Origin of the sequence: Paenibacillus hamazuiensis (genome assembly GCF_023276405.1) — a bacterium.
GTDB classification, from domain to species: domain Bacteria; phylum Bacillota; class Bacilli; order Paenibacillales; family NBRC-103111; genus Paenibacillus_AF; species Paenibacillus_AF hamazuiensis.
The window spans coordinates 4,745,585-4,765,763 of the sequence record NZ_JALRMO010000001.1; the positions used below are offsets into that span (position 1 = coordinate 4,745,585).

Below are 20,179 nucleotides of genomic sequence, written 5' to 3' on the forward strand. Positions count from 1 at the left end.
GGATGTCATTGCAACTAATTTCATCATACGACGAATAGGATGTTATTGCAACTATTTTTTTTGTAAAACTTGCCGCCCTCTTGAACCAAAATTTCGCACTCGGCTCGCCCAAAAGAAAAAAGCCGCCTTGCGGCAGCTTTAATTGAAGCGTATCCTTCTTACACCGATCTTCATTTCAAAACCTTAATCGTATCGGCACCGGTGAACTTTCTTCCGTCACGCAGGCTGCCGCTGACTTCAAGCGTAACGTCCCCGCTATCGTTCGCCAGCAGGTTCGCCACCGCTTGACCGTCGAATTTCACCATAAGTTCTTTGATCCCGTCTCCGTCGTAGTCTTTGATCTCCGATGGCTCGGCTTGCGCGGGAACGGAAGCTGTCCCGGCCGACAGCCTGACGGAAGCAAGCTCGGTCTGCGATACGTCATATCCGGCAGACAGTTCGATATACCCGGTTACCGAATTCGCGCCGCCGTTTCTTTTTAAGTTAAACGAGTCCGGATTCACTCGAACGGCTGCGGCAATCAGCACCTCAAACGCGGCTGTCCGGACCGCTTTGTTGCCGGCTTTGTCCGATGTAGTCACTTCCAGCCGGCCCACGCCGGCCAAATCGTTCAGCCGGATCGCTTGCCCGGCTTCCACCGGCTTCCCGTTCAGAACGGCCGCCGAGTCGGCAATGCCCGACAAGTCATCATATACGGCGTAGGTGACCGTCAACGTATCCGTAGTTTTGTAGCTTGCCGTAGTGCTTAGGACGATCGTCGGCAACGTCTTGTCGATGTTGATGTCCGAAACCGTGAAAGCAGCCGTATTGCCTGCTTTGTCCGTCGCCGTACCGACAACGGACTGGCCGGCTCCCTCAGTGCTGAGCGTCGTGTCGGGCGTCACGAAGGCGATGCCCGAACCGCTGTCCGATGCCGTGAAGCGGACCGTAACATCCGAGTTGTACCAGTTATTCCCGTTGGGCGGCTCTGCGGCGGCTCCCGTTATAACGGGCGGAATCGTATCCTCCATCGTATCCTCCATATCGTATACTTCGATTTCATTGATGGTCGGCTCCTTGCGGGTCCCCGCTTCCAGCTTCGTCGAAAACATCCACAACCGCAAATATCGCGACGTGACGGGAGCAAAGTCAATCTCCTTATTTGCGCCGATCGACGTCCCCGCCGTGCCGGGAATGTCGACGTAATTAATGCCGTCCTCCGAATACTGCAGCACGTAAGAATCGACTCGCGGATAAGAGCTTTCGTTGACGACAACCCGGTTATACGTCACTTCATCGCCAAAATCGACGGACACATATTGATCGGTTACTTTTCCTTTTTCCGCAGACCATCTGGTGGCGGGATTCGAATCGAACGCTTTGGCCGCGTCATAGCTGCCGCTCCATTGCGAGGATGCCCCGTACGTTTTGCCCAGCGTCAGGCTCCCCCGCACAACCGTCATCGTCAAAACCGCATCGCGCCCGGCGCTGAACGTAAAGGTCAGCGTGTAAGTTCCGAGCGGCAGGTTCGCAAGATACACCTTCTTCAAAGTGACCGAAGAGCCGTTGTTGACATAATCGACGCCTTCCGTCAAAACGCGGCTGCCGTCTTTGACCGAAACGAGCGTATTGCCGTTCAGGTTGACGGCAATCGTGGCATCGCCCGAGTTCAGCGCATATTTCAAGGAAGACGTGCCGAGCTCCGAGCCGGCCGGCGGTGCGGTATCCACGACGAGATAAGCGTCATCGCCCGCGCTGAAGGAAAACGCAAGTGCGGTTCGACGGTCATCGAGCGAATCCAGGTACTGCTTTTTCAAGACGACGGTGTTGCCTTGGACGACGTAGTCGCTGCCCGGCGTCAACAGCTTCGTTTCGTCCTTCACGGATACGAGCGTATTGCCGTTTAGTTTCAAGCCGACGGTCAAATCGCCGGCATTTTGCGGGCGAGTCAAATATGATGCCGTGAGGCCCGAGTTTGCGGGAGGAAGACCGGTGGCCTGAATGCCGATTTGCTCGAAAGGTATGTTTTGGAACCCGGGAATTTGCGTGAACAGCACCGAATCGCTTTTCAAACCGAAATTGCCGCCGGCCGGATCGTTAAAGCCGAGTCCGTCCTTGCTCGCAAAGGTTGCGTTGTTGGCAAAGGTGCCCAGCTCCATATTCCGGCTGACGTCGCCGGAGATGGCGCCGCTGTTCACGATGGCGTTGCTGCGGACGACGTTCCGTTTCGGCAGCAGCGGCTCGTCGTTCAAAATGTCCGGAAGCGTCGGATACCGCTGCGCCCAAATGTCGCTTTGGTACGGAACCTGATCGAATTTGCTCATCAGCGAAATGTAGTTTTTCTCCCCGGGCTTGTAGTCGCGCGTCATGAAGCCGATCGATGTGCCGGTGTCGATGACGATGTTATTCTCCACCGTATTCTCCCGGCCGTTCGCGAGTTTGAACGCTTGCTTGCCGATCTTGTAAAATACGTTGCCGCGCATTTCCACGCCGCTCATGTAGTCGTCCAAATAAATCGCCGCCGTGGATACCCTCAGATCGCTGGCGATAATATCGTGAAAATAGTTATACCGGATCACGTTGCCGCGCCAAACGAAACTTCTTCCCGAATAAATCGCGGAAGCGTCCGCCGTTTCTTTGACCACATCGTAAATCTCGTTGTACTCGATGAGATGATCGTTGCCGCGGAACTGGATCGCCAGGTGGGGAGCATCGTGCATTTTGTTATGGGATGCACGGTTGCCGACCCCGTTCAGCTCGACGGCCGACGTATAGGTCAGCTTGATTCTCGCGTAGTTGTAAATATCGTTATTATCCGCATAGTTGCCCGCCGGAGTCAGCGTGACAACATCGCCGCCGTTCAAGGACACGCCGCCGTTGCCCATGCTGTAAATGCGGCAGCCGTATACGCCGTTGTTTGTTCCTCCGTTTATTTTGACCGCGTAGCCGCCCATTTTGCTGATTTCGCAGCTTTTTACCAGGTTGTTTTCCCCGCCATTGATATCGATCGCGCTGCCGCGGTTGACCTCCATCGCAATGTCGCTGAACGTCACGTTCGACACGTTGTTCATGCTGATCATGCTGCCTGTGAACAAGGACAGCTGAATCTTTTTCCCCTGCACAGGCGCGGGCGGGTACAAATAAAGCAGGCCGGTATTCCGGTCCAAATACCATTCTCCCGGCGAATCGAGCTCCTCCAGCACATTGTAAAAATAAAACCGCTGGCCCGCCTTCATCGCATAACTCGTCCCCGTATAGGTTTCGATGCTTTTCTTGTCAAAATCGATCGATTTGATTTGCAAATCGTTGGTCGCCCAGTCGTTTCCCCAATATCCGAGCATCCACGTGTAATCGATGCTTTTCCAGCGGTGGAGTCCGGTGTCTTTGAACGTAAACGTATAGCCGGTGCCCGCCGCGCTGTCCGCGGCCTTCACCACCTCATCGACGGTCGTAAATCCGGCATTCGGAAAACGGGCCAGCGTCATGACGGTGCCGTTGAAAAATAACTCCGGAGCTACCGCTTTGTTATCTCCGAGTACGCCGTAATCCGTTATGCCGAGCGACTTCAGATCGAGCTGCAGCACCTTGCCGCCCGCTTCCTGCGGAATTCTCGCCAACACGGCCGGATCGGCGACCGGCTGGAAGCGGGACGGATCGATCGTATCGCCTCCGGCAAAGGTTACCTTTTCCCCATCGTAAGCTTTGTAAGTGATCCGCGATTCCGCCGTTCCCGAATCCCGCTCATCCAGTTGGAAAGTACTGGAAAACCTGTATTGTCCCCCTCTCAAGTAAACGGTTACCCCTCCGGCAGGCAGCCCCCCTCCGCTTTTAAGCGAGCGTACGGCATCCCTCGCCCTTTCCAGAGTCGCAAACGGGCTCCCCTGGGATCCGTCATTCGTATCGCTGCCGTCCTGCGCGACAAAAAATTGAACTCCGGCAGCGCTCTGCGCCTGCGTGGCGGCGTAACCATCCGTCGCGAACAAACATCCGCCGAGTACCGCAATTCCAGCCAAAAGCGATCCAAGCTTTCCCGGTGCTCCCAATATCATCCCTCCATTATGCTTCGGATTAAGGGATAGTCCCTCTTCTGTATCGTACAGCGCTTTCAAACCGCTTTGGAATTTTCCAAACTATCCAAAGTTGTTGCAAAATTAACCTCGTGCGGAGGCAGGCCCGAAAGAAAGAAAAAGACCGCCGAACCCGGCAGCCTTTTTCTTCGTTTTTTCTTATGTTGTCAGGGCATTCAGGAAAATACGGCCGCAACCGGGCCTACAATGCGGATTCCTTCCGATTTCTTTTTATTTTCCGGCAGAAGCTCCCACTTCTACGAAAGGTACCGTTCTTGGCTGATTTTGCGGCGCTTCGGCTCTTGTTCCATCCGCAGGGGACATCTTCGGTAATTCTGCCGATGCAGGTGCGGACGCAGGTGCAGGTGTATTTACAGGTGAAGCTGCAGGTGCGGACGCGGGTGCAGGTGCCGCCTCTCTTACCGAAGGCATTTTTCTCGGCTTTTCTTCCGGCGCTGCTGCTCGCGTCTCTTCAGCAGGCACGGGACTTGGCGTCGCCGGTGCGGGCGTTTGCTCTCTTAAGGAAGGTGCGGTCCTTGGCTTGTCTTCCGATGCTGCATTACGAGAACCTGCCGTCTCCGGTTTAGATTCCGGGGTCGTCAACTGCCCACCGGAGGATGCCGATTGTTTCGCTGCATCATCGGAGACATTCCGCTGCTGATCCCCTGAAACCGCCGTCTGCGTTGTATCGCCCAGGGCCTGTGACTGCCCGGCTCCAGCCGATTTTTCATTGGAGATTGCTGAACTGGAAAGAGGTGCGGAACTTGAATCGACCTTAGGATTCGTTAGTGTACATCCGCTTACGAAGATGATGATCGCTATGCCAAGAAACGACCACCGGTATGAACCGGACCGAAACTGTTTGATCATTCTCATTCTCCTTTTCAGCTGATCTTTGTTCCCTACAAGATATACATTTCCGATAGCCCTGGCAGGCTGCGAGAAGTTTTCCAACAATTTGATAATCGTGTATCCATAGTCCTGACGTTTGTCAGGAGCCAAATAACTGAGCGCCAGAGCGTCACTTGCGATCTCCTGATCATCCCGCATACGGCGATAGGCATACCATAACACCGGATTAAACCAATGAACAATGAGCAGTGCATACATGAGCCCGTTGACCCTAATGTCATTCCGTTTGCAATGGGCCAATTCATGCAGGAATACATGCCGCAGCTGCTCGTCGTTCAAGCTTTCCGAAATGTTGTGGGGCATGATTAATACGGGATTGAAAAACCCGAATAGAGCTGGAGCCGCCAAACGGCGGGATTGAACCAACCCGATGGGCGTATGGACCTTCATGATGGTTTTACATTGCTGAAAAAGCTCCAACACCCGTGCATCGGTTATCCTAACGGTTTCTTTTTTCATCCTGAGGGCAAACGCCCAATTGACCCAGACGGTATAAAGGGCAAGCAGACATACGCCAACCGCCCATAGTGCAGCTAATACATCCCGATAGCCCGCCGGAGAAGCGGACCCCTGTTCATCGGCTGCTGTCGACACTTCCTCCTGATTGATTTGCACAGCGGAGTAAACGGAGTGGGGATAACCGATCCAATTATAAATGCTGAATTCACTCTCCGGGCCCCACGGCAAAATTAACCGCAAAATAACGATCAGCCACAGGAAGTAATGCCACCGCGGCTTCAATCGATTCTTCAGCACTTGCTGCAGCGCCCGTACCAATGCAACCAGGATTGCAGCCATGATGGAGACAGAGGTAACCCAATCGAAGAGAGCCGCAAAAAGTTCCGCAAATCGAACCACGTTCACCCTACCTTTCCCCAATGAAATGAATGAGATAACGACTGCCCGCACGGTGCAGAGCTAACATTTATTCCTTCGTTTTGTCCTCCAGAATATGTTTCAATTCCTTAATTTCTTCCGGAGATAACTTTTCTTCTTTCAAAAAGTTAACGAGCAGCGGCTTAAAAGCACCGCCGTAAATTCTTTTCAGGAAAGAAGCGGTCTCCGATTTTACGCACTCATCTTCGGATACCAGAGGGAAGTAAGCATAAATCTTGCCTTCCTGCGAATACGATATGGCCTGTTTTTGCACTAATCTGTTTAACAGCGTTCTTATTGTTTTCGGTTTCCAATCCGTGCGGTCCTCTAATGCTTCTATCACCTCGCTGGCCGTGAGGGGCGAATCAGACCAGAGCACCTTCATGACTTCCCATTCCGCGTCCGAAATTTTGGGAATATCGCTCATCCTTCTTGCCTCCTTAATTTGGTTGATTACATATGTAATACATAATTAATATTACAAGTGTAATCCCCAGTTGTCAAATTCATCTCACCTGATAATTCTTCGCATTGCCGGTAAAAGCAATGATCACATTCGCCCAAATTCCAATTAATTACCATTTACATGAATGGAAATATCTTCTTTTAACCATAATATGACAGACACTTTTTGAAGGAGGTTTTATAAATGGACATTCCGAATCGGAGACCTCTTGCAAAAATCAGTGTTTTCGGAATTACGCAATTGAAGCAGCAAAATCCTTACATGGTGGCCTGGTGGTCCGCTGTTTTCCCGGGTTTCGGCCATTATCTGCTTAACCAATATGTAAGGGCAACTTTGTTGACCTTATCCGAAGTGACGACCAATACGTTAGCCCACATCAACGAAGCCATGGTGTATTCGTTTTGCGGCAAATTTGACCTTGCCACATCCATATTGGAACCACGATGGGCTTTCGGATATCTTATCATCTATTTAATTGCGATTGGAGACAGCTTTCGGTCAGCTTTATATCAAAAAAAGCTTTACCATCTGGCAATATTAGATTATAAACCGGTAAGGAGCCTGGACATTTCCCCCAGTGAAATCCAATATCTCGAGAAAAAATCCCCCTATATTGGAGCGGTATACTCTTTTTTCTTCCCGGGCTTGGGGCAGCTGTACAACCATCGGTACGGGCTTGCTTTCTACGCCATATTTTGGTGGTGGGTTTACCTCGCCTTATCCAGAATGCACGAATCTTTCTTAAGCCTGCTGCACGGTCATATTCATGAATCGATTTCCATGCTTCATCCGCATTGGCTGCTTTTTATGCCATCGGTTATGGGCGGTTCCATTTATCACTCTTTCCGTACGGCCAGCGAGCACAACCATCTCTTTCGGATCGAGCAGCGTTATTATCTTGCGAATCGATACCGGAACTCCAAGCTTCGAATTTTCCCTTGAGCAGGTGCTTGAATCATGTTGATTATCGGGATTTTTGAACAATCGATCGAGCTGGAGCAGGCGTTGGCCGACCTGGAGAGCAGCTCCATCAGCAAAGAAAAAATCCTTGTTGTTTTCATGGACAAAGATCGGAAGAAGCACAAATATCAACCGCATAGTCCGCATCCCTTTGAGATTGGGATATCCTGCGCTACAGGATTTGCCGTTATTGGAGCAAGCATGGGGTTTGCGCTCGCATGGGGCCCTCTAATATGGGGAATCATTGGCGCCCTTACCGGATTTGGGGTAGGAGTGGGCTGCTGCTCTTTTATTAACGGACGAAAAGCTAAAAAACCGCATATCCCCTGTGAAGCCACTGTCCTCATTGAATGTACGGAGGATCAGTCCCTTCACGTTCTCGATGTGTTATGGAATTACCGCGCTCTTTCGGTGGGACATGCTGATTCTCCGTCATAGAGACTTCACTTAAACGCCGTTGGTTTGAAGGCTGTTTTAACCAGTACCTTATACCTTTACCTGCCAAAGGTTCATCCTCGGCACGAAATTGAAAAACGCATCCTTCCCGATTGGGGAGGGATGCGTTTCATTGTTGTAAGGTAAGGGGTGCTTACGGATCGAGGATTGAGCCTGACAAACAGAACAGCGTACGAACTACATATAGCGGAACCCACGTTCGCTATCCTCGGATAAACGGGCTCGTCGAAAAATTAGAGGAACTGAGATGCGCTAAATCGGCGAAAACTGGCTTGAGGAGCAGGAAAACAGACAACTAACGAACCTGAGTTCCGCTAATTCTCAAAAATGACCAAAATTGACCCATTTAGCGAACCATAGTTCCTCTATGGTCCCGGTTTATGCTGATGACATGAGGCGGCGCTCTCCAGTCTACCTACGGGCAGACGGATCGGCTCCCGGACGACATTTCCTTCAGCAAAAGGACCGCATTCAAGCCGGCGTCCATGCAGCCGGGCAAATGCGCCTCGTTCCCGTACGCGCCGTGATAATCCGAGCCGGCGGTTATGACGAGGCCGTGCTTCGCCGCATAGAGGCGGGCGAGCGCTTCGTCCTCCGCGCTGTGCGACGGATGTGCGGCTTCGATGCCCTGCAGGCCCGCTTTCACCCATTCGTCGATCGCCTCGAAGTTGCCGAGCTGGCCCGGATGGGCGAGCACCGCAACTCCGCCGGCCTCGCGGATGGCGGCAATCGCCTTGCGGGCGTCCGCATATTCCATCGAAATAAAGGCGATGCCCGGCTCCGTGCCGCCTCCTCCGCGCGCGAACAGCCGCTTTTGCAGCTCGCCGTTCACACGGGTGCAGTAGCCCTTGTCCACAAGCGCATGCATGATGTGCTGCTTAAACACGGTGCTTCCTGCACGCGCATAACGCAAAACGTCTTCCCAGGCAATGTCGAAACCGTGCTGCTGAAGCCGCTGCACGATAAGCTGAGAGATCTCATGTCTTCTCGCCCGCAGCGGGCCGCATAACGCTTCCAGCGACGGATGCCCCGGCTCGACGTTGTAGCCGAGAATGTGCGCACGGCGTTTTCGCTCTGTGTCGTAAGCGGAAATTTCAATGCCCGGCACGATGTCTACGCCAAGCTCGCGGCCGAGCCGGGCCGCTTCATGCAGGCCATCGGTCGTATCGTGGTCCGTAATGGCCAAATGGCTGACTCCCTGTTCCTTGGCGAGAGCGATGACCTCCCGGACCGTCGAAGGATTGTCGGAATGATGCGTATGGCAGTGCAAATCGACGATTCCTTTATGCAAGCGCGGCTCCCTCCCTTATCCCTCTTTGATACGGGCCGAACGCCTTTTCGTACCGCGCCCGCAGCTCCGGCCAAAGCGGCTCGTACATGTCGCGGATTTCGTGGATGACATGGCCGTGGAACCGCGCCCGCAGCCCTGCAGCAAGCAATTCGAAAGGGAGGTTGCCCTCCCCGATCGGCGCATGCATATCTCCCCGCCCGAGCGGAGTGAGGTCGTATTGGCTTTTTTCCGTTGAAAAGCAGGCTTTGCCGAAATTGTCATGAAGGTGCAGATGAACGACGTAGGGCGCAAGTTTCTCGATTTCGTCGTGCCAGTCCAGGCCGTACATATGGACGGAAAGCGCCAAATGCCCCGTATCCAATGCGGCCCCGACATGGGAATGGCCGATCTCCTCAAGCTGCTCGGCAAGTACATGCGGGATGACCGAATAAGCATAATCCGGACAATCCAAATAAGGCCGCATATTTTCCATTGCAATGACGACGCCGCATTCCCGGCCGAGATCGCCAGCGCGGATCATCCACTGCCTCTCCCGAAGCATCAGCTCCGCCTTCTCCTCGGAAGAATGCTTTCGCCACACCTGCGGGAAAAGAAACTCCTCCTCCCCGACGAACCGGCCTACATGGTACACCATCACCTCGGCCCCGATCGTCCCGCTGATCTCCACGGAGGCAAGCAGGCACCGTTCGTCGGCCGAAGCATCGCCCTGGCGAAACAGATTCACATCGAAGGGAGCGTGCGTCGTATAGCGGAGCGGAAAGCCGCCCAGCAAACGGCGGTAGGCGGTCAGCCGGTCGCGGTCGATCATGCCGTTTTTCAGGATATTCATCGCTTGAACAGGCAGCTCGACCGTTTCAAAGCCAAGCTCGGCGATTTTATGCAATTTCGTTTTCAGCTTCTCCAGATTGCTCGTCGTATCGCTGATCGGCAAGCTGACTCCCATGCCCTTGAGCTTCATGCGAACCCCCCTCTCATGACCGGACGGCTGCCGGCGATTCCGGACGGTAGGCCATCCGGCACACCGTCTGCCCGCCGACCAGCACCTGATCGATGACCGGACGGTCGTCACGCGTATAGGCAAGCAGCACATCCGCGTCCTTACCCGCCTCGAGAGAGCCGGTCCGGTCGCCGATGCCAAGCGCTTTCGCCGGATTCAGCGAAATCATGTTGCAGGCGAAAGGCAGGTCATAGCCGAGCTTGTGCAGCAGGAACGCCGCCTGCAGCATGGACGGCGGGTAGTAGTCGGAGCAAAGAATATCGACCACACCCTCCCGAATCGCCTCCAGCGCGGACAAATTGTTGCTGTGGGAGCGGCCGAGCATCACGTTCGGAGCGCCCATTACGACATGCAGGCCGCGATTTTTGGCCTCCAGCGCCACCTGCAAATCGACGGGAAACTCGCTGATGGAAGCTCCCCACGACTCAACCAGATCCAGCTTGTCGATCGAATCGTCGTCATGCGAAGCGAGCGGAACTCCTTTACTTTTCGCCAGCTCCGCCACCATGCTCAAGTTTTCCCGGCTCACCTTGGGCTGCTGTCTTCTTGCCTCCAGCAGCTTCAGCGTCTCTTCCTCCGAGAGCTTCTGCCGCTCCATGACAAACCGTTTCTGAACCTCCAGATTGCGGTATTGGCCTTGTCCCGGCGTGTGATCCATGAAGGACAGCTGGTCCAGCTCCCCTCCTTCCAGCATCTCCACGACATGCGGCACGGCGCTCAGATTGACGATCTCGAAGCGGAGGTGTACCCGATGGCGGATCAGACGTCTTTGCGAGGCCAACTCGCGGATCGTGCGAATCACCTTTTTCACCGACTGATTGCGGCGGATTTCTTTGGCCGAGTTGTCGTCCCACATGCTGAGCGAATGATAAATCGTCGTGATGCCTTGGGCGGCCAGTTTCCGTTCCAGCTCGTAAAAGGACAGCTCGATCGGGAACAGGCTCGTCGGACGGGGCTGCATTTCGTGCTCGATCGCATCGCTGTGCGTATCGATGATGCCCGGGAGAACAAACATGCCGCCGGCGTCCAAATCGTTCGGGCCCGGGACCTGCGGAAATCTCAGAATCTCGGCGATCACGCCGTTCTCCATCACCAGAGTCCCGTTCTCGATGATGCCGTCCGGGGTCACGATGCGGCCCCCGCAGATTTTTCGAATATCCGTCATGCGTTAGTTCTCTCCTTTAGTTGCCGTGGCATTATGTTTGGCGAAACATTTAGCGGGCATGCGCAGTCTGCCCCAGCACCGCGCGCAAATCCATGATGTGGTCGGCCACCTTCCCCATGACGTCCCAATCGTGAAACACGCCGACCATCGTCGTCCCTTCCTCCTTCATTTCGTTCAGAAGGTTCAGCACGCGTTTCTTCGTTTCGTGATCGAGCGATGCGGTCGGCTCGTCGAGAATAAGCAGCTTCGGCTTTGCGATCAGCGCCCGCGCCAGGTTGACCCGCTGCTGCTCTCCGCCGCTGAACGTTGCCGGGAACGCCTTCCACAGCTCCCGGGGGATGCCGAGCCGCTGCAGCATTTCCTCGGCGGGCTTCCGAGCTTCATCCATCGAAAGTCCGAGAGGCAGCAGCCTCTCCGCGACGACATCGACGGCCGGAACCCGCGGAATCACCTTCAGAAACTGGGTGACGTAGCTGATTTCAGTCCGGCGCAAGTGCACGATGGCGCGCTCCGGCGCCGCCGCCAAATCGATCGGGCCGTAAAGCCCGGAATCGTACCGGATCGAACCGGAGCTGGGAAGATAAGTCCGGTATATGCATTTCAAAATCGATGATTTCCCGATGCCGCTGGGGCCGGCTATGCCGAGAAATTCGCCTTTCGCCGCTTCGAATGAGAGGCCTTGAAACGGGTGAATCGTCATTTTGCCCGTCATCGAAAGCTCGAACGTTTTGGAAAGCTGATCTACTTTAAGCATATATATGAGCCCCCTACAAAAGCGAATGGACAAGCAGCTGGGTATACGGGTGCTGCGGGTCTTCAAGAATTTGATCGGTCAGCCCGTGCTCGACGATACGTCCGTTCTTCATCACCATCGTACGGTCGGCCAGCATCCGGATAACCCCGAGATCATGCGAAACGACGATCATCGCGACCTGAAGCTCCCGCTGAATATCCCGGATCAGGTCGATCACCTTCGCCTGAACCGACAGATCGAGCCCGGTCGTCACCTCATCGAGCAGCAGCAGAGGCGGATTGTTGGCGAGCGCTTTGGAAATTTGCACGCGCTGCTGCATGCCTCCGCTGAACTGCCGGGGCGGCTCGTCCATGCGGGAGACCGGAATCTCGACGCGGTCCAGCAGCTCGGCAGCCCGCTTGCGGATCGTGCCAACGTGGAAGTGCCCCGCCGCAAACAGCTTCTCGGCGATGTTCCCGCTGGAAGAAAAGGCCATGCGCAGCCCGAGAAACGGATTTTGATACACCATGCCCATCACATGGTTGCGGATGTACCGCTTTTGCTGCGACGATTCCCGAAACAGGTTGCTCCGGCCGTCCTTATAAGTCGAGATCGTCATCTCGCCTCCGGTCACTTCCTCGTCGAAATACAGGCATTTGACCATCGTGCTTTTGCCGGAGCCGCTTTCCCCGACGACACCGAGAATTTCCCCGGGATACAAGTGAAAATCAAGCGAGCGGCAAGCCCAGATGCTTCCGCAGATCGGGCACCTCGACGAATCGGCATCCTCCGCCGGGGGATGCTCGCAAGCTGTGCAGCCCGCCCCGAAGCGCTTGTCGAGACCGCGTACGTGCAGCAGCGGCTTTTCCTCCAGGAGGAGACGCCCTGTGTCTGCCTGTTCCTGTTCCAACCGCATCGCGCTCATAATGCCGCCTCCTTTTGCTGCCATCCGGCTTGCTGCATTTTTTTGCAATAGGCGGTGTCCGAGCATTGGTATAATGGTCCCTCGCCGTACTCTCCGGCCACCTCGTCCAAAAACGTGCCGGCGCTGCCGCAATGACGGCAGCTTTTGCCGGCAAACGACTCGACCTTGAAGCGGTAATCTTCGAATTCAAGGGGCTTCACGTTCGTAAAAGGCGGGACGGCGTAAATTTTCTTCTCGCGTCCTGCCCCGAACAGCGTCAGATGCTCGGCCTGATGCAGCTTCACGTTGTCCCAGCGCGGAATCGGGCTCGGCGCCATGATGTACCGCTCATGCACCATGACCGGATAATCCGCGCCGAGCGTAATGTCGCCCCACTTTACGATGCCCTCATAAAGCGTAAGCCACATGGCGCTGTAATCCATCTCGGCATGCTTGCGCCGGGAGAGCTGCTCCTTCCGCTCCACCTTGCGCAGCGGCTCCGGCTGCGGAACCTGCAGCACGAGGATTTGGCCTGCGCGGAGCTTTTCCTCGGGAATCCGGTGGCGCGACTGGATGACGTCGGCTTCAGCGGTATCCTCCGTCGTCCGTATGCCGCTCGTCTCCTCGACCAGCCTGCGGATGCTGACGGCGTTGACGCTGTCGTCGTTGCCTTGGTCGATCACCTTAAGCACATCCCGCTTCCCGATGATCGACAGGGTCAGCTGCAGGCCGCCCGTTCCCCAGCCTCTGCCGATTGGCAGCTCGCGCGAAGCAAACGGCACCTGGTAGCCGGGAATGGCTACCGCCTTCAGCGATTTGCGGCGAATTTCCCGCTTCGAGCCTTCTTCGAGAAATGCAAAATTATACGCCGGCGGGTTGAACTTCGGTCTCATGCGCCTTCTCCTCCTTCTTCTGTTCCTGAAACCGCGCCTGCGTCTCCCGGATTCGGTCGAGAGAAGACTGGAACGTAATATAATGCGGCAGCTTCAAATGGGAAACGAAGCCGTTCGATTCGACGCTGTCGATGTGGATCAGCACGAACTCCTCGTCCTGCGCCGGCGCCGAGCCTTCCGTTTCCAGACTGCGCTCCAAAATGGACATGGAGATCGCCTTCAGCTCGTTTTGTCCGAAGCAAAGTCCGTAACCCGGCACAAACTGCACTTGCCCGGACTGTTTATTTTGGGTGAACGAATTGATCGATTCCACCTCCGTCAGCAGCACTTCTCCGATGTAAACGGAACCTTGTTCCGCGTCTTCATCTTCCGGGCCGCCGCCCGGATACGGAACGTACACCGGAGCATAGCCGACGCGCAGCTCTCCGATCGTCGGATGCACCGCCCCATAGCCGCGCATGCTGCTGTAGGCGAGCGCCGTCATCGCGCCGGTCTCCCCACGGGCCAGCGTCTGCAGGCGGGCGGAGCGCGGCGCCGGGAACGTCAGCTTCTCGCGGGTGATGTCGAACGGCTCCGCTTCCGCGCGCTCCGCAGCGCCCATCAAGCCCTGCTCGCGCAGCAAATCGGCCACCTTGCGGAAGGTGAACGGGGTGCCGTCGGCAGCGTCCGCTGTAAAATCGTCAAGAGATTCTTGCAAATATTCGCGGACAAACGAACGGATATCGTCCAGCCGTTCCTCTCTAAGGCCAAACTTCAGCATCCGGTGGGTATAATCATAGGTCGGACCAAGCACCTGTCCGCCGGGAATGTCGCGAAACGACGAGGAGATGCGCCGGATGACCCGCATATCGGCGGGATCGACGGTAAGCGAATAATGATTGCGCGGAAGCGTGGAACGGTAAGCCCGAATCAGAAACGCCGCCTCCGCCGGGTCGCCTTCCGCCTGCTTCAACGCAAGCGCGGCATGCTCTGGCGCGTACAGTCCGCCTTCGCTCATAATCCGGTCGACGAGCAGTCGAAGCTGCTTCTCCACCGCTTCCACCGGCAATACGGCATGGGTGTCTTTCACGCGGTAGTATTCCGTCAGCCGATCCGCCTGCGCGATCGCCTCCCGGCCGCCCGTTACGGCTACATATGCCATTGCCGCTCAACCTCCTTTACTTGAGTCGTTCTGGGCAAAGCCGTCAGATCGCCCGCTTCCGTATACAGGAACAAGTCGACGCCAAGCGGATATTCGCCGTTCGCCCGCTCCCGCTCCTCCAGCCATACCGGGGACAATCCGTCCACTGTGCATACCGCTTCCCCCGGTATGCCGGGTCCGCTCAAGCGGAGCGGCAGCACTTCCGCACCGGGCAGGGCCCGTCCGCCTTCCGCCAGCTGCTCCACACGGATGAAAACAGTCGCGCTTTGATCGGGCGCAACGAGCGTTCCCCGCTTCGCCGAAGCCATCACGGACCGGATCTCCTTCTCTGAGGCAAGACCGTCGGCGAAAATATAATCTGCTGCATCGACAGCGGCTTCCCTGCTGAATGTCATCCGTTTGATGTAAGCAGCCAGCCCTTCCTGCCCCTTCAAACGGACGGCAAACCCGACCTCCCCGTCGAGCAGCGTCAATGCGATTCCGGCTGCAGCGGCGCTGACGCCCTCGGGCACACTCGGCCGACCCGCGTCCTCCACCGCGTGTTCTACCGTTCCCGGGCGGGCTATAACGTCCAGCAGCGACCTGTACAGCTTCTGGGTATCGTGAATCGGATCGAACCCGTGCGAGCTATTTTTTTCCATAAGATTCCTCCATGGTGTCAAAATGAACGCGGGTTTTCATCACCAGCTCATGCTCTCTTGCCCGGCGTTCGGCCGTCCGCCGCTCTTCCTCCAGCAGCTCCGCCTCCCACGCTTCCGTCTCCGGAAGCTTTGCATTCAGAGCCGCGTCGACGACGGCAAGCTCGTAAGCGCGCTCGGCATCCTCGCCGATCAAAATGCCGAAGCCATGGGCATCCCCTATCGCCACCGTACACTCGGTGACAAGCACCTCGCCCAAGTAAAAAGGCTGCTGCGAGACGGAATCCCGCGCCTTGCTCATGACGAGCGATTTCTCGGGCGGCTTGACGACAGCCGGCTCGTAGCGGGCTTCGATTTGCCCGCACAGCCTGTGCAGCAGCGCCGGGTCGCCGTCTATTAATATCCGCGTCATTCGCGATCTTTTCAGCAAATCAAACCCTCCTTCGAAGTTTCGTTTTCAGCCGGTTGCTGCATAGCTCCACCGTAAATACCATGGCAAAAATAACAAGCGCGACGAAGCAGGCGGAATCGAATTCGTAAGCCCGCATGGCGTTGGCGATTTCAAAGCCGATCCCCCCGGCGCCCACGACGCCGAGTACGGAGGATTCGCCGATATCGACCTCCAGGCGGAATACGCTCCAGGCCAAAAACGAGGTGAACACGCAGGGGAGTATGCCCTGGCACACGATCTGAAGCCAGCTCGCTCCGGTGGCCCGCATCGCCTCGATGACGCCTTCCTCCACCTCTTCGATCGATTGCGAAAACACTTTGGTCAGCATGCCGGTGGCATGAGTGCAAATCGCCAGTATTCCCGGGAACGGCCCCATGCCGACGGCTACGATAAAGATGAGCGCCCACACCAGCGTCGGGATCGAGCGAAGAAACGAAGCAAACCCTTTGACCGCGGCAGCGGTGCGGGGGGAAATATTTTCCGCGGCCAAAAAAGCGAGAAAGAAAGCGATGCAAACGGCCAGTACGGTCCCAACCAGAGCGATCTGCAGCGTCTCCAGCGCCGCCGCCAGCACATGCTGCCATTCCGATGCATTGGGCGGAAACATCAGCGCGAACGATTGGATAAACTTCCACGTTCCTTGAAACAGCACCGTATAGTTAAAATCCAGTTGGTGCAAGCAAAATACAAAGAAAAACGCGCCGAACACAGCCGCCCCCCGCAAAACCGGGTCCTTCCGCGGCTTTTCCGGATGTATCCGGGAATCGGCGACGGCGGCATCGGCAGCTCCCGCACCGCCAGCTGCCGTCCGCCGGGACGGCACAAACTCCGTACTCATAGGATCCTCTCCCTTAATTTGCTCGTAATGAATTCCGTCACAAGCACCAGCGCTATGACCATAATGATGGCCAGGCTGACCTCCTTGAACTGGAACAGCTTAAGGCCCTTTTGAATCGCGAACCCGAGACCGCCGCCGCCGACCATGCCGATCAGCGTCGAAGCTCTGACATTGAGCTCGAGTTTATAAAGCGACCATCCGATAAAACCCGGCATGAATTGCGGCAGCACGGCCTGCGAAAGCACCTGCAGATAAGAGGCTCCGGCCGCTCTTAAAGCTTCCACCTGGCCCATGTCGATCTCTTCCAAAATTTCCGCATATGCGCGTGTCAGCGTGCCGACGGAGGTCACGATTAAAGCGAGCGTGCCTACAAGGGTGCCGAGGCCAAAGGCGACAACAAAAAGAATACCCCAGATGAGTGTCGGGATGTTGCGCAGCACGGAGCAAAGCGCTCGGACGACCACCTGCACGAGCGGGTGCGGGCTTGTCGTACGCGCCGCAAGAAAAGCGAAAAACATGGAAACAAACGCCCCTACCACCATGGCGACAAAGCTGATGTACAGCGTGTCGAGCGCAGGCCCGATCAGCTTGCCGATTCGCGTCACATCCGGCGGCAAAAAATCGACGAAAATAAAGCGGAATATTTCACCCGTCCCTTCCGCAAGCGCCCTGAACGAGAACCCCGTCCGGGCTGCAGACCACACGGTTATCCCCACAATGACTGCAGCGATCGACCAGCTCATCTGCCGCTTCCGGCGATGCAGCTCCCGAAGCCGCTCCTCCGCTTGGGTTTCCGCTCGATGATCCGCCCGGTTATCCAATTGACCGGCGATATCCGTCCCGCTCATCGGCCGTACACCCTTTCCGTAACTTCGCCCGTCAGCAGCTCGGGCGGCCCGTCAAACACGACCGAGCCCTTGTGTATGCCGACGATGCGGGTCGCATATTTCCGAGCCACTTCCACCTGGTGCAGATTGACGAGACAAGTGATCCCGTCCTCCCTGCATATGGAATGCAGATGCTCCATGACCGTTTCCGAGGTGACCGGGTCTAGGCTGGCAATCGGCTCGTCCGCCAAAATAAGCAGCGGCTTCTGGGACAAGGCTCGGGCAATGCCCACCCGCTGCTGCTGCCCGCCGCTCAGCTCGTCCGCCCGCTTGTACATTTGCTCCCGCAAGCCTACGCGGCTTAAAATATGCTTCGCCTCTTCAATATCCTTCTTGGAGTAGAGCCCGAGAGCGCCGCTCAAGCTGCCCATATATCCGAGCCGGCCGTTCAGCACGTTGCGCAGCACCGACACGCGCTGAATCAGATTGAAGCTTTGGAATACCATGCCTACCTCGCGGCGCAGCTTGCGGATTTGTCCGCCGCCCGCCCGCGTCGCGTCCATGCCGTTAAACCAGACCGTGCCTTCGGTAGGCTCGACGAGCCGGTTGATGCAGCGCAGCAGCGTGCTTTTCCCCGCCCCGCTCGGCCCGATGACGGCCACGAACTCGCCCTGACGGACCTCCATATTGATTCCTTGCAGCGCCGCCGTACCGTCGGCATACACCTTCCGCAAACGTTCGATTTTTAATATGCTGGCTGCCATGGCGCGTATAATCCCCTTCCCTATTTCAGGAGCTCTTCGGGACTCATATTCAGTGCCTTGGCGGTGTCCCGGACCACCTGATATTTACTGTCGTCCACGAGGAAAAACTGCTGCGTGCCGCCCCCGAAGAAAGCCGGGTTTTTGTTATCCTTGTGATAGTTCAAAATGAACTGCTTGATCTTCTCGACGAGATCCGCCGGCAGATCCTTGCGGTAAGCGAGCGGGCTTTGCGGAATCGGATCGGAGGTGGCAAGGACGCGGTAATCCGATTCCTTGACGAGCCCCGCGTCGACGACGCGTTTGATGCAGGAGTCGCAAACGCCCGCCCCGTCCGCCGTTCCTTTGGCGATCGCCAGAATCGACTTGTCGTGGCCGCCTGAAAACGAGACGTTGGAGAAAAATTTCTCCACCTGATCGTTGGTGATGTTCAGCTGCTTCATCATCAGCGCGCGCGGAAACAGATGGCCCGAGGTCGAAGCCGGATCGGCGAACAGGAACGTTTTTCCTTTCAGATCCTCGATCTTCTGCGCCTTGGAATTCGCCGGCACGACGATCAGACTATGGTAGAACGCTTCCGATTCGTTTTTCGCTTTAACCGCCATAGCGACCGCGCCGCTCCGTTCCGCTGCAATGATGTAAGAGAAAGGACCGAACGAAGCGAGGTCGATCTTCTTCGTCCGCATCGCTTCCACAACCGCCGTGTAATCCTCGCCGATGTACAGCTCCGTCTTGATGCCGAGCTCTTTACCCAAATCCTCGACAAACTGCTTGTTGCCTCTGGACAGCTTTCCTTCCTCTTCGCCCGGCAGCACGCCTAAGCGCAGCACCTCCGGCCATTTCGCCGCCGCCTGCACAGGCTGGGCTCCCTGCTGCGCGCCGGAGCCGGCCGACTGCTTGTCCGTCGTTCCGCAGCCGGCTGTGATCGCAAGCACCGCCGCAGCGATCGTCAGCATTGCTTTTTTGAACATGTAAACCCCTCCAATCGGAATAGTAGAGTGTGATCAAAAAGCGAACGAATTAAAAATGAATCGACACCTTGCAAAGATCTCCGCGGTATTTGGCGGAAGTATACTCGACCGGGCGGCCGTGCTGATCTCTCATCAAGCTTTCGATGTGAAGCAGATTCGTATTCGGGGATACCCGCAAATACAGCGTCTCCCGCGCGTTCGGGTAAATCGCCTGAAACGTCGACCAGAGCCGCTGGAGCCGGGTTCCGTAATGCTCGTATAGCAGACCGTAAAGCGAAACGAACGTTTCCGTGTGCCGAAGCAGCTGGGGAAAATAACGCTCCGGCAGCCAGGTAATGTTCCAGCTTAGCGGGATGTCGTCGGCAAAACGAAGAATTTCGAGCCGGTACGCATGTTCCCCTTCGACCAGAGCCAGATGATGGGCAATAGGGGGAGGAGGCGCGCAAACCCTCTGTGAAAGCACCTGCGCTCCGGGCTTGCAGCCGAGCCGGCTGATCACATCGGAGAAACGCATGCCCGGCGTAATCGTGTATTCGATATCGAGCGGTTTTTCGCATACGTAATGCCCTTTGCCCTGATGGGAGCGAACAACGCCGGTATTGACCAAAAGATCGAGAGCCTGCCTTACCGTATACCGGTTTTCCTTAAACCGGCTGCAGATTTCGGCTTCCGACGGCAGCCGCTGCCCGACGCGATAAAGACCTTCGTCGATTTCCGATTGCAGCGTATCGGCAATTAACACATGCCGGGCAATCTGCTTGCGCCCTTCTTCGTACAGCTTCATTATCCACCTCACCTTCCGTGTTTTTCGCTTCCACACCAACACCGTAACTTGTCGACATCAGTGCAATGT

Annotated in this window: 19 protein-coding genes; 2 read left to right on the top strand and 17 right to left on the bottom strand. The window is 56.1% G+C overall.

What is annotated here, in order from left to right; translation table 11 throughout:
- Positions 1 to 170: 170 nt before the first annotated feature.
- From MYS68_RS20385 to MYS68_RS20395, 3 genes are all read right to left on the bottom strand, one after another.
- Positions 171 to 4,022: a X2-like carbohydrate binding domain-containing protein gene (locus MYS68_RS20385; RefSeq protein ID WP_248927610.1), complete on the bottom strand. Its 3,852-nt coding sequence runs from the start codon at positions 4,020 to 4,022 to the stop codon at positions 171 to 173.
- 255 nt (positions 4,023 to 4,277) lie between these two features.
- A complete protein-coding gene (locus tag MYS68_RS20390) occupies positions 4,278 to 5,822 on the bottom strand; it encodes a M56 family metallopeptidase (protein ID WP_248927611.1) in 1,545 nt (514 codons plus the stop codon).
- Between the two features lie 61 nt (positions 5,823 to 5,883).
- On the bottom strand, positions 5,884 to 6,261 hold the full coding sequence (locus tag MYS68_RS20395) for a BlaI/MecI/CopY family transcriptional regulator (RefSeq protein WP_248927612.1): 378 nt from the start codon (positions 6,259 to 6,261) through the stop codon (positions 5,884 to 5,886).
- 222 nt (positions 6,262 to 6,483) lie between these two features.
- Here MYS68_RS20395 and MYS68_RS20400 point away from each other — a divergent pair, with 222 nt between their 5' ends.
- Entirely contained in the window at positions 6,484 to 7,242 is a 759-nt protein-coding gene (locus tag MYS68_RS20400) for a hypothetical protein (RefSeq protein ID WP_248927613.1), read from the top strand.
- Positions 7,243 to 7,257: 15 nt separating this feature from the next.
- Positions 7,258 to 7,698, top strand: a complete 441-nt coding sequence (locus MYS68_RS20405) for a hypothetical protein (protein ID WP_248927614.1) — start codon at positions 7,258 to 7,260, stop codon at positions 7,696 to 7,698.
- A gap of 433 nt (positions 7,699 to 8,131) precedes the next feature.
- Here MYS68_RS20405 and MYS68_RS20410 read toward each other — a convergent pair whose 3' ends face one another.
- The 14 genes from MYS68_RS20410 to MYS68_RS20475 are packed head-to-tail and all read right to left on the bottom strand — an operon-like array spanning position 8,132 to position 20,110.
- Entirely contained in the window at positions 8,132 to 9,007 is an 876-nt protein-coding gene (locus tag MYS68_RS20410) for a PHP domain-containing protein (RefSeq protein WP_248927615.1), read from the bottom strand.
- Positions 9,000 to 9,965 (bottom strand): sugar phosphate isomerase/epimerase family protein, encoded by a 966-nt coding sequence (locus MYS68_RS20415; RefSeq protein ID WP_248927616.1) that lies wholly within the window; start codon positions 9,963 to 9,965, stop codon positions 9,000 to 9,002. The genes MYS68_RS20410 and MYS68_RS20415 overlap by 8 nt, the downstream gene beginning before the upstream one ends.
- A gap of 13 nt (positions 9,966 to 9,978) precedes the next feature.
- A complete protein-coding gene (locus MYS68_RS20420) occupies positions 9,979 to 11,169 on the bottom strand; it encodes an alpha-D-ribose 1-methylphosphonate 5-triphosphate diphosphatase (RefSeq protein ID WP_248927617.1) in 1,191 nt (396 codons plus the stop codon).
- A gap of 49 nt (positions 11,170 to 11,218) precedes the next feature.
- Positions 11,219 to 11,923: a phosphonate C-P lyase system protein PhnL gene (gene phnL / locus MYS68_RS20425; RefSeq protein WP_248927618.1), complete on the bottom strand. Its 705-nt coding sequence runs from the start codon at positions 11,921 to 11,923 to the stop codon at positions 11,219 to 11,221.
- Between the two features lie 13 nt (positions 11,924 to 11,936).
- The gene (locus MYS68_RS20430) at positions 11,937 to 12,818 is read right to left on the bottom strand and encodes an ATP-binding cassette domain-containing protein (RefSeq protein WP_248930965.1); all 882 of its coding nucleotides are present in this window, start codon (positions 12,816 to 12,818) and stop codon (positions 11,937 to 11,939) included.
- Between the two features lie 5 nt (positions 12,819 to 12,823).
- Positions 12,824 to 13,699 (bottom strand): alpha-D-ribose 1-methylphosphonate 5-phosphate C-P-lyase PhnJ, encoded by an 876-nt coding sequence (locus tag MYS68_RS20435; protein ID WP_248927619.1) that lies wholly within the window; start codon positions 13,697 to 13,699, stop codon positions 12,824 to 12,826.
- Positions 13,668 to 14,840, bottom strand: a complete 1,173-nt coding sequence (locus MYS68_RS20440) for a carbon-phosphorus lyase complex subunit PhnI (protein ID WP_248927620.1) — start codon at positions 14,838 to 14,840, stop codon at positions 13,668 to 13,670. The genes MYS68_RS20435 and MYS68_RS20440 overlap by 32 nt, the downstream gene beginning before the upstream one ends.
- Positions 14,828 to 15,481, bottom strand: a complete 654-nt coding sequence (gene phnH / locus MYS68_RS20445) for a phosphonate C-P lyase system protein PhnH (RefSeq protein ID WP_248927621.1) — start codon at positions 15,479 to 15,481, stop codon at positions 14,828 to 14,830. Before phnH ends, MYS68_RS20440 begins: the two co-directional genes overlap by 13 nt.
- Positions 15,468 to 15,908, bottom strand: coding sequence for a phosphonate C-P lyase system protein PhnG (gene phnG / locus MYS68_RS20450; protein WP_248927622.1), 441 nt, complete (start codon positions 15,906 to 15,908; stop codon positions 15,468 to 15,470). The genes phnH and phnG overlap by 14 nt, the downstream gene beginning before the upstream one ends.
- 1 nt (position 15,909) lies before the next feature.
- On the bottom strand, positions 15,910 to 16,767 hold the full coding sequence (gene phnE, locus MYS68_RS20455; RefSeq protein ID WP_248927623.1) for a phosphonate ABC transporter, permease protein PhnE: 858 nt from the start codon (positions 16,765 to 16,767) through the stop codon (positions 15,910 to 15,912).
- Positions 16,764 to 17,615, bottom strand: coding sequence for a phosphonate ABC transporter, permease protein PhnE (phnE, locus tag MYS68_RS20460; protein WP_248927624.1), 852 nt, complete (start codon positions 17,613 to 17,615; stop codon positions 16,764 to 16,766). The genes phnE (MYS68_RS20455) and phnE (MYS68_RS20460) overlap by 4 nt, the downstream gene beginning before the upstream one ends.
- A complete protein-coding gene (gene phnC, locus MYS68_RS20465; protein WP_248927625.1) occupies positions 17,612 to 18,358 on the bottom strand; it encodes a phosphonate ABC transporter ATP-binding protein in 747 nt (248 codons plus the stop codon). Before phnC ends, phnE (MYS68_RS20460) begins: the two co-directional genes overlap by 4 nt.
- Positions 18,359 to 18,378: 20 nt before the next feature.
- Positions 18,379 to 19,326 (bottom strand): phosphonate ABC transporter substrate-binding protein, encoded by a 948-nt coding sequence (phnD, locus tag MYS68_RS20470; protein ID WP_248927626.1) that lies wholly within the window; start codon positions 19,324 to 19,326, stop codon positions 18,379 to 18,381.
- A 49-nt stretch (positions 19,327 to 19,375) separates the two neighbouring features.
- A complete protein-coding gene (locus MYS68_RS20475) occupies positions 19,376 to 20,110 on the bottom strand; it encodes a GntR family transcriptional regulator (RefSeq protein ID WP_248927627.1) in 735 nt (244 codons plus the stop codon).
- Between the last annotated feature and the right edge of the window lie 69 nt (positions 20,111 to 20,179).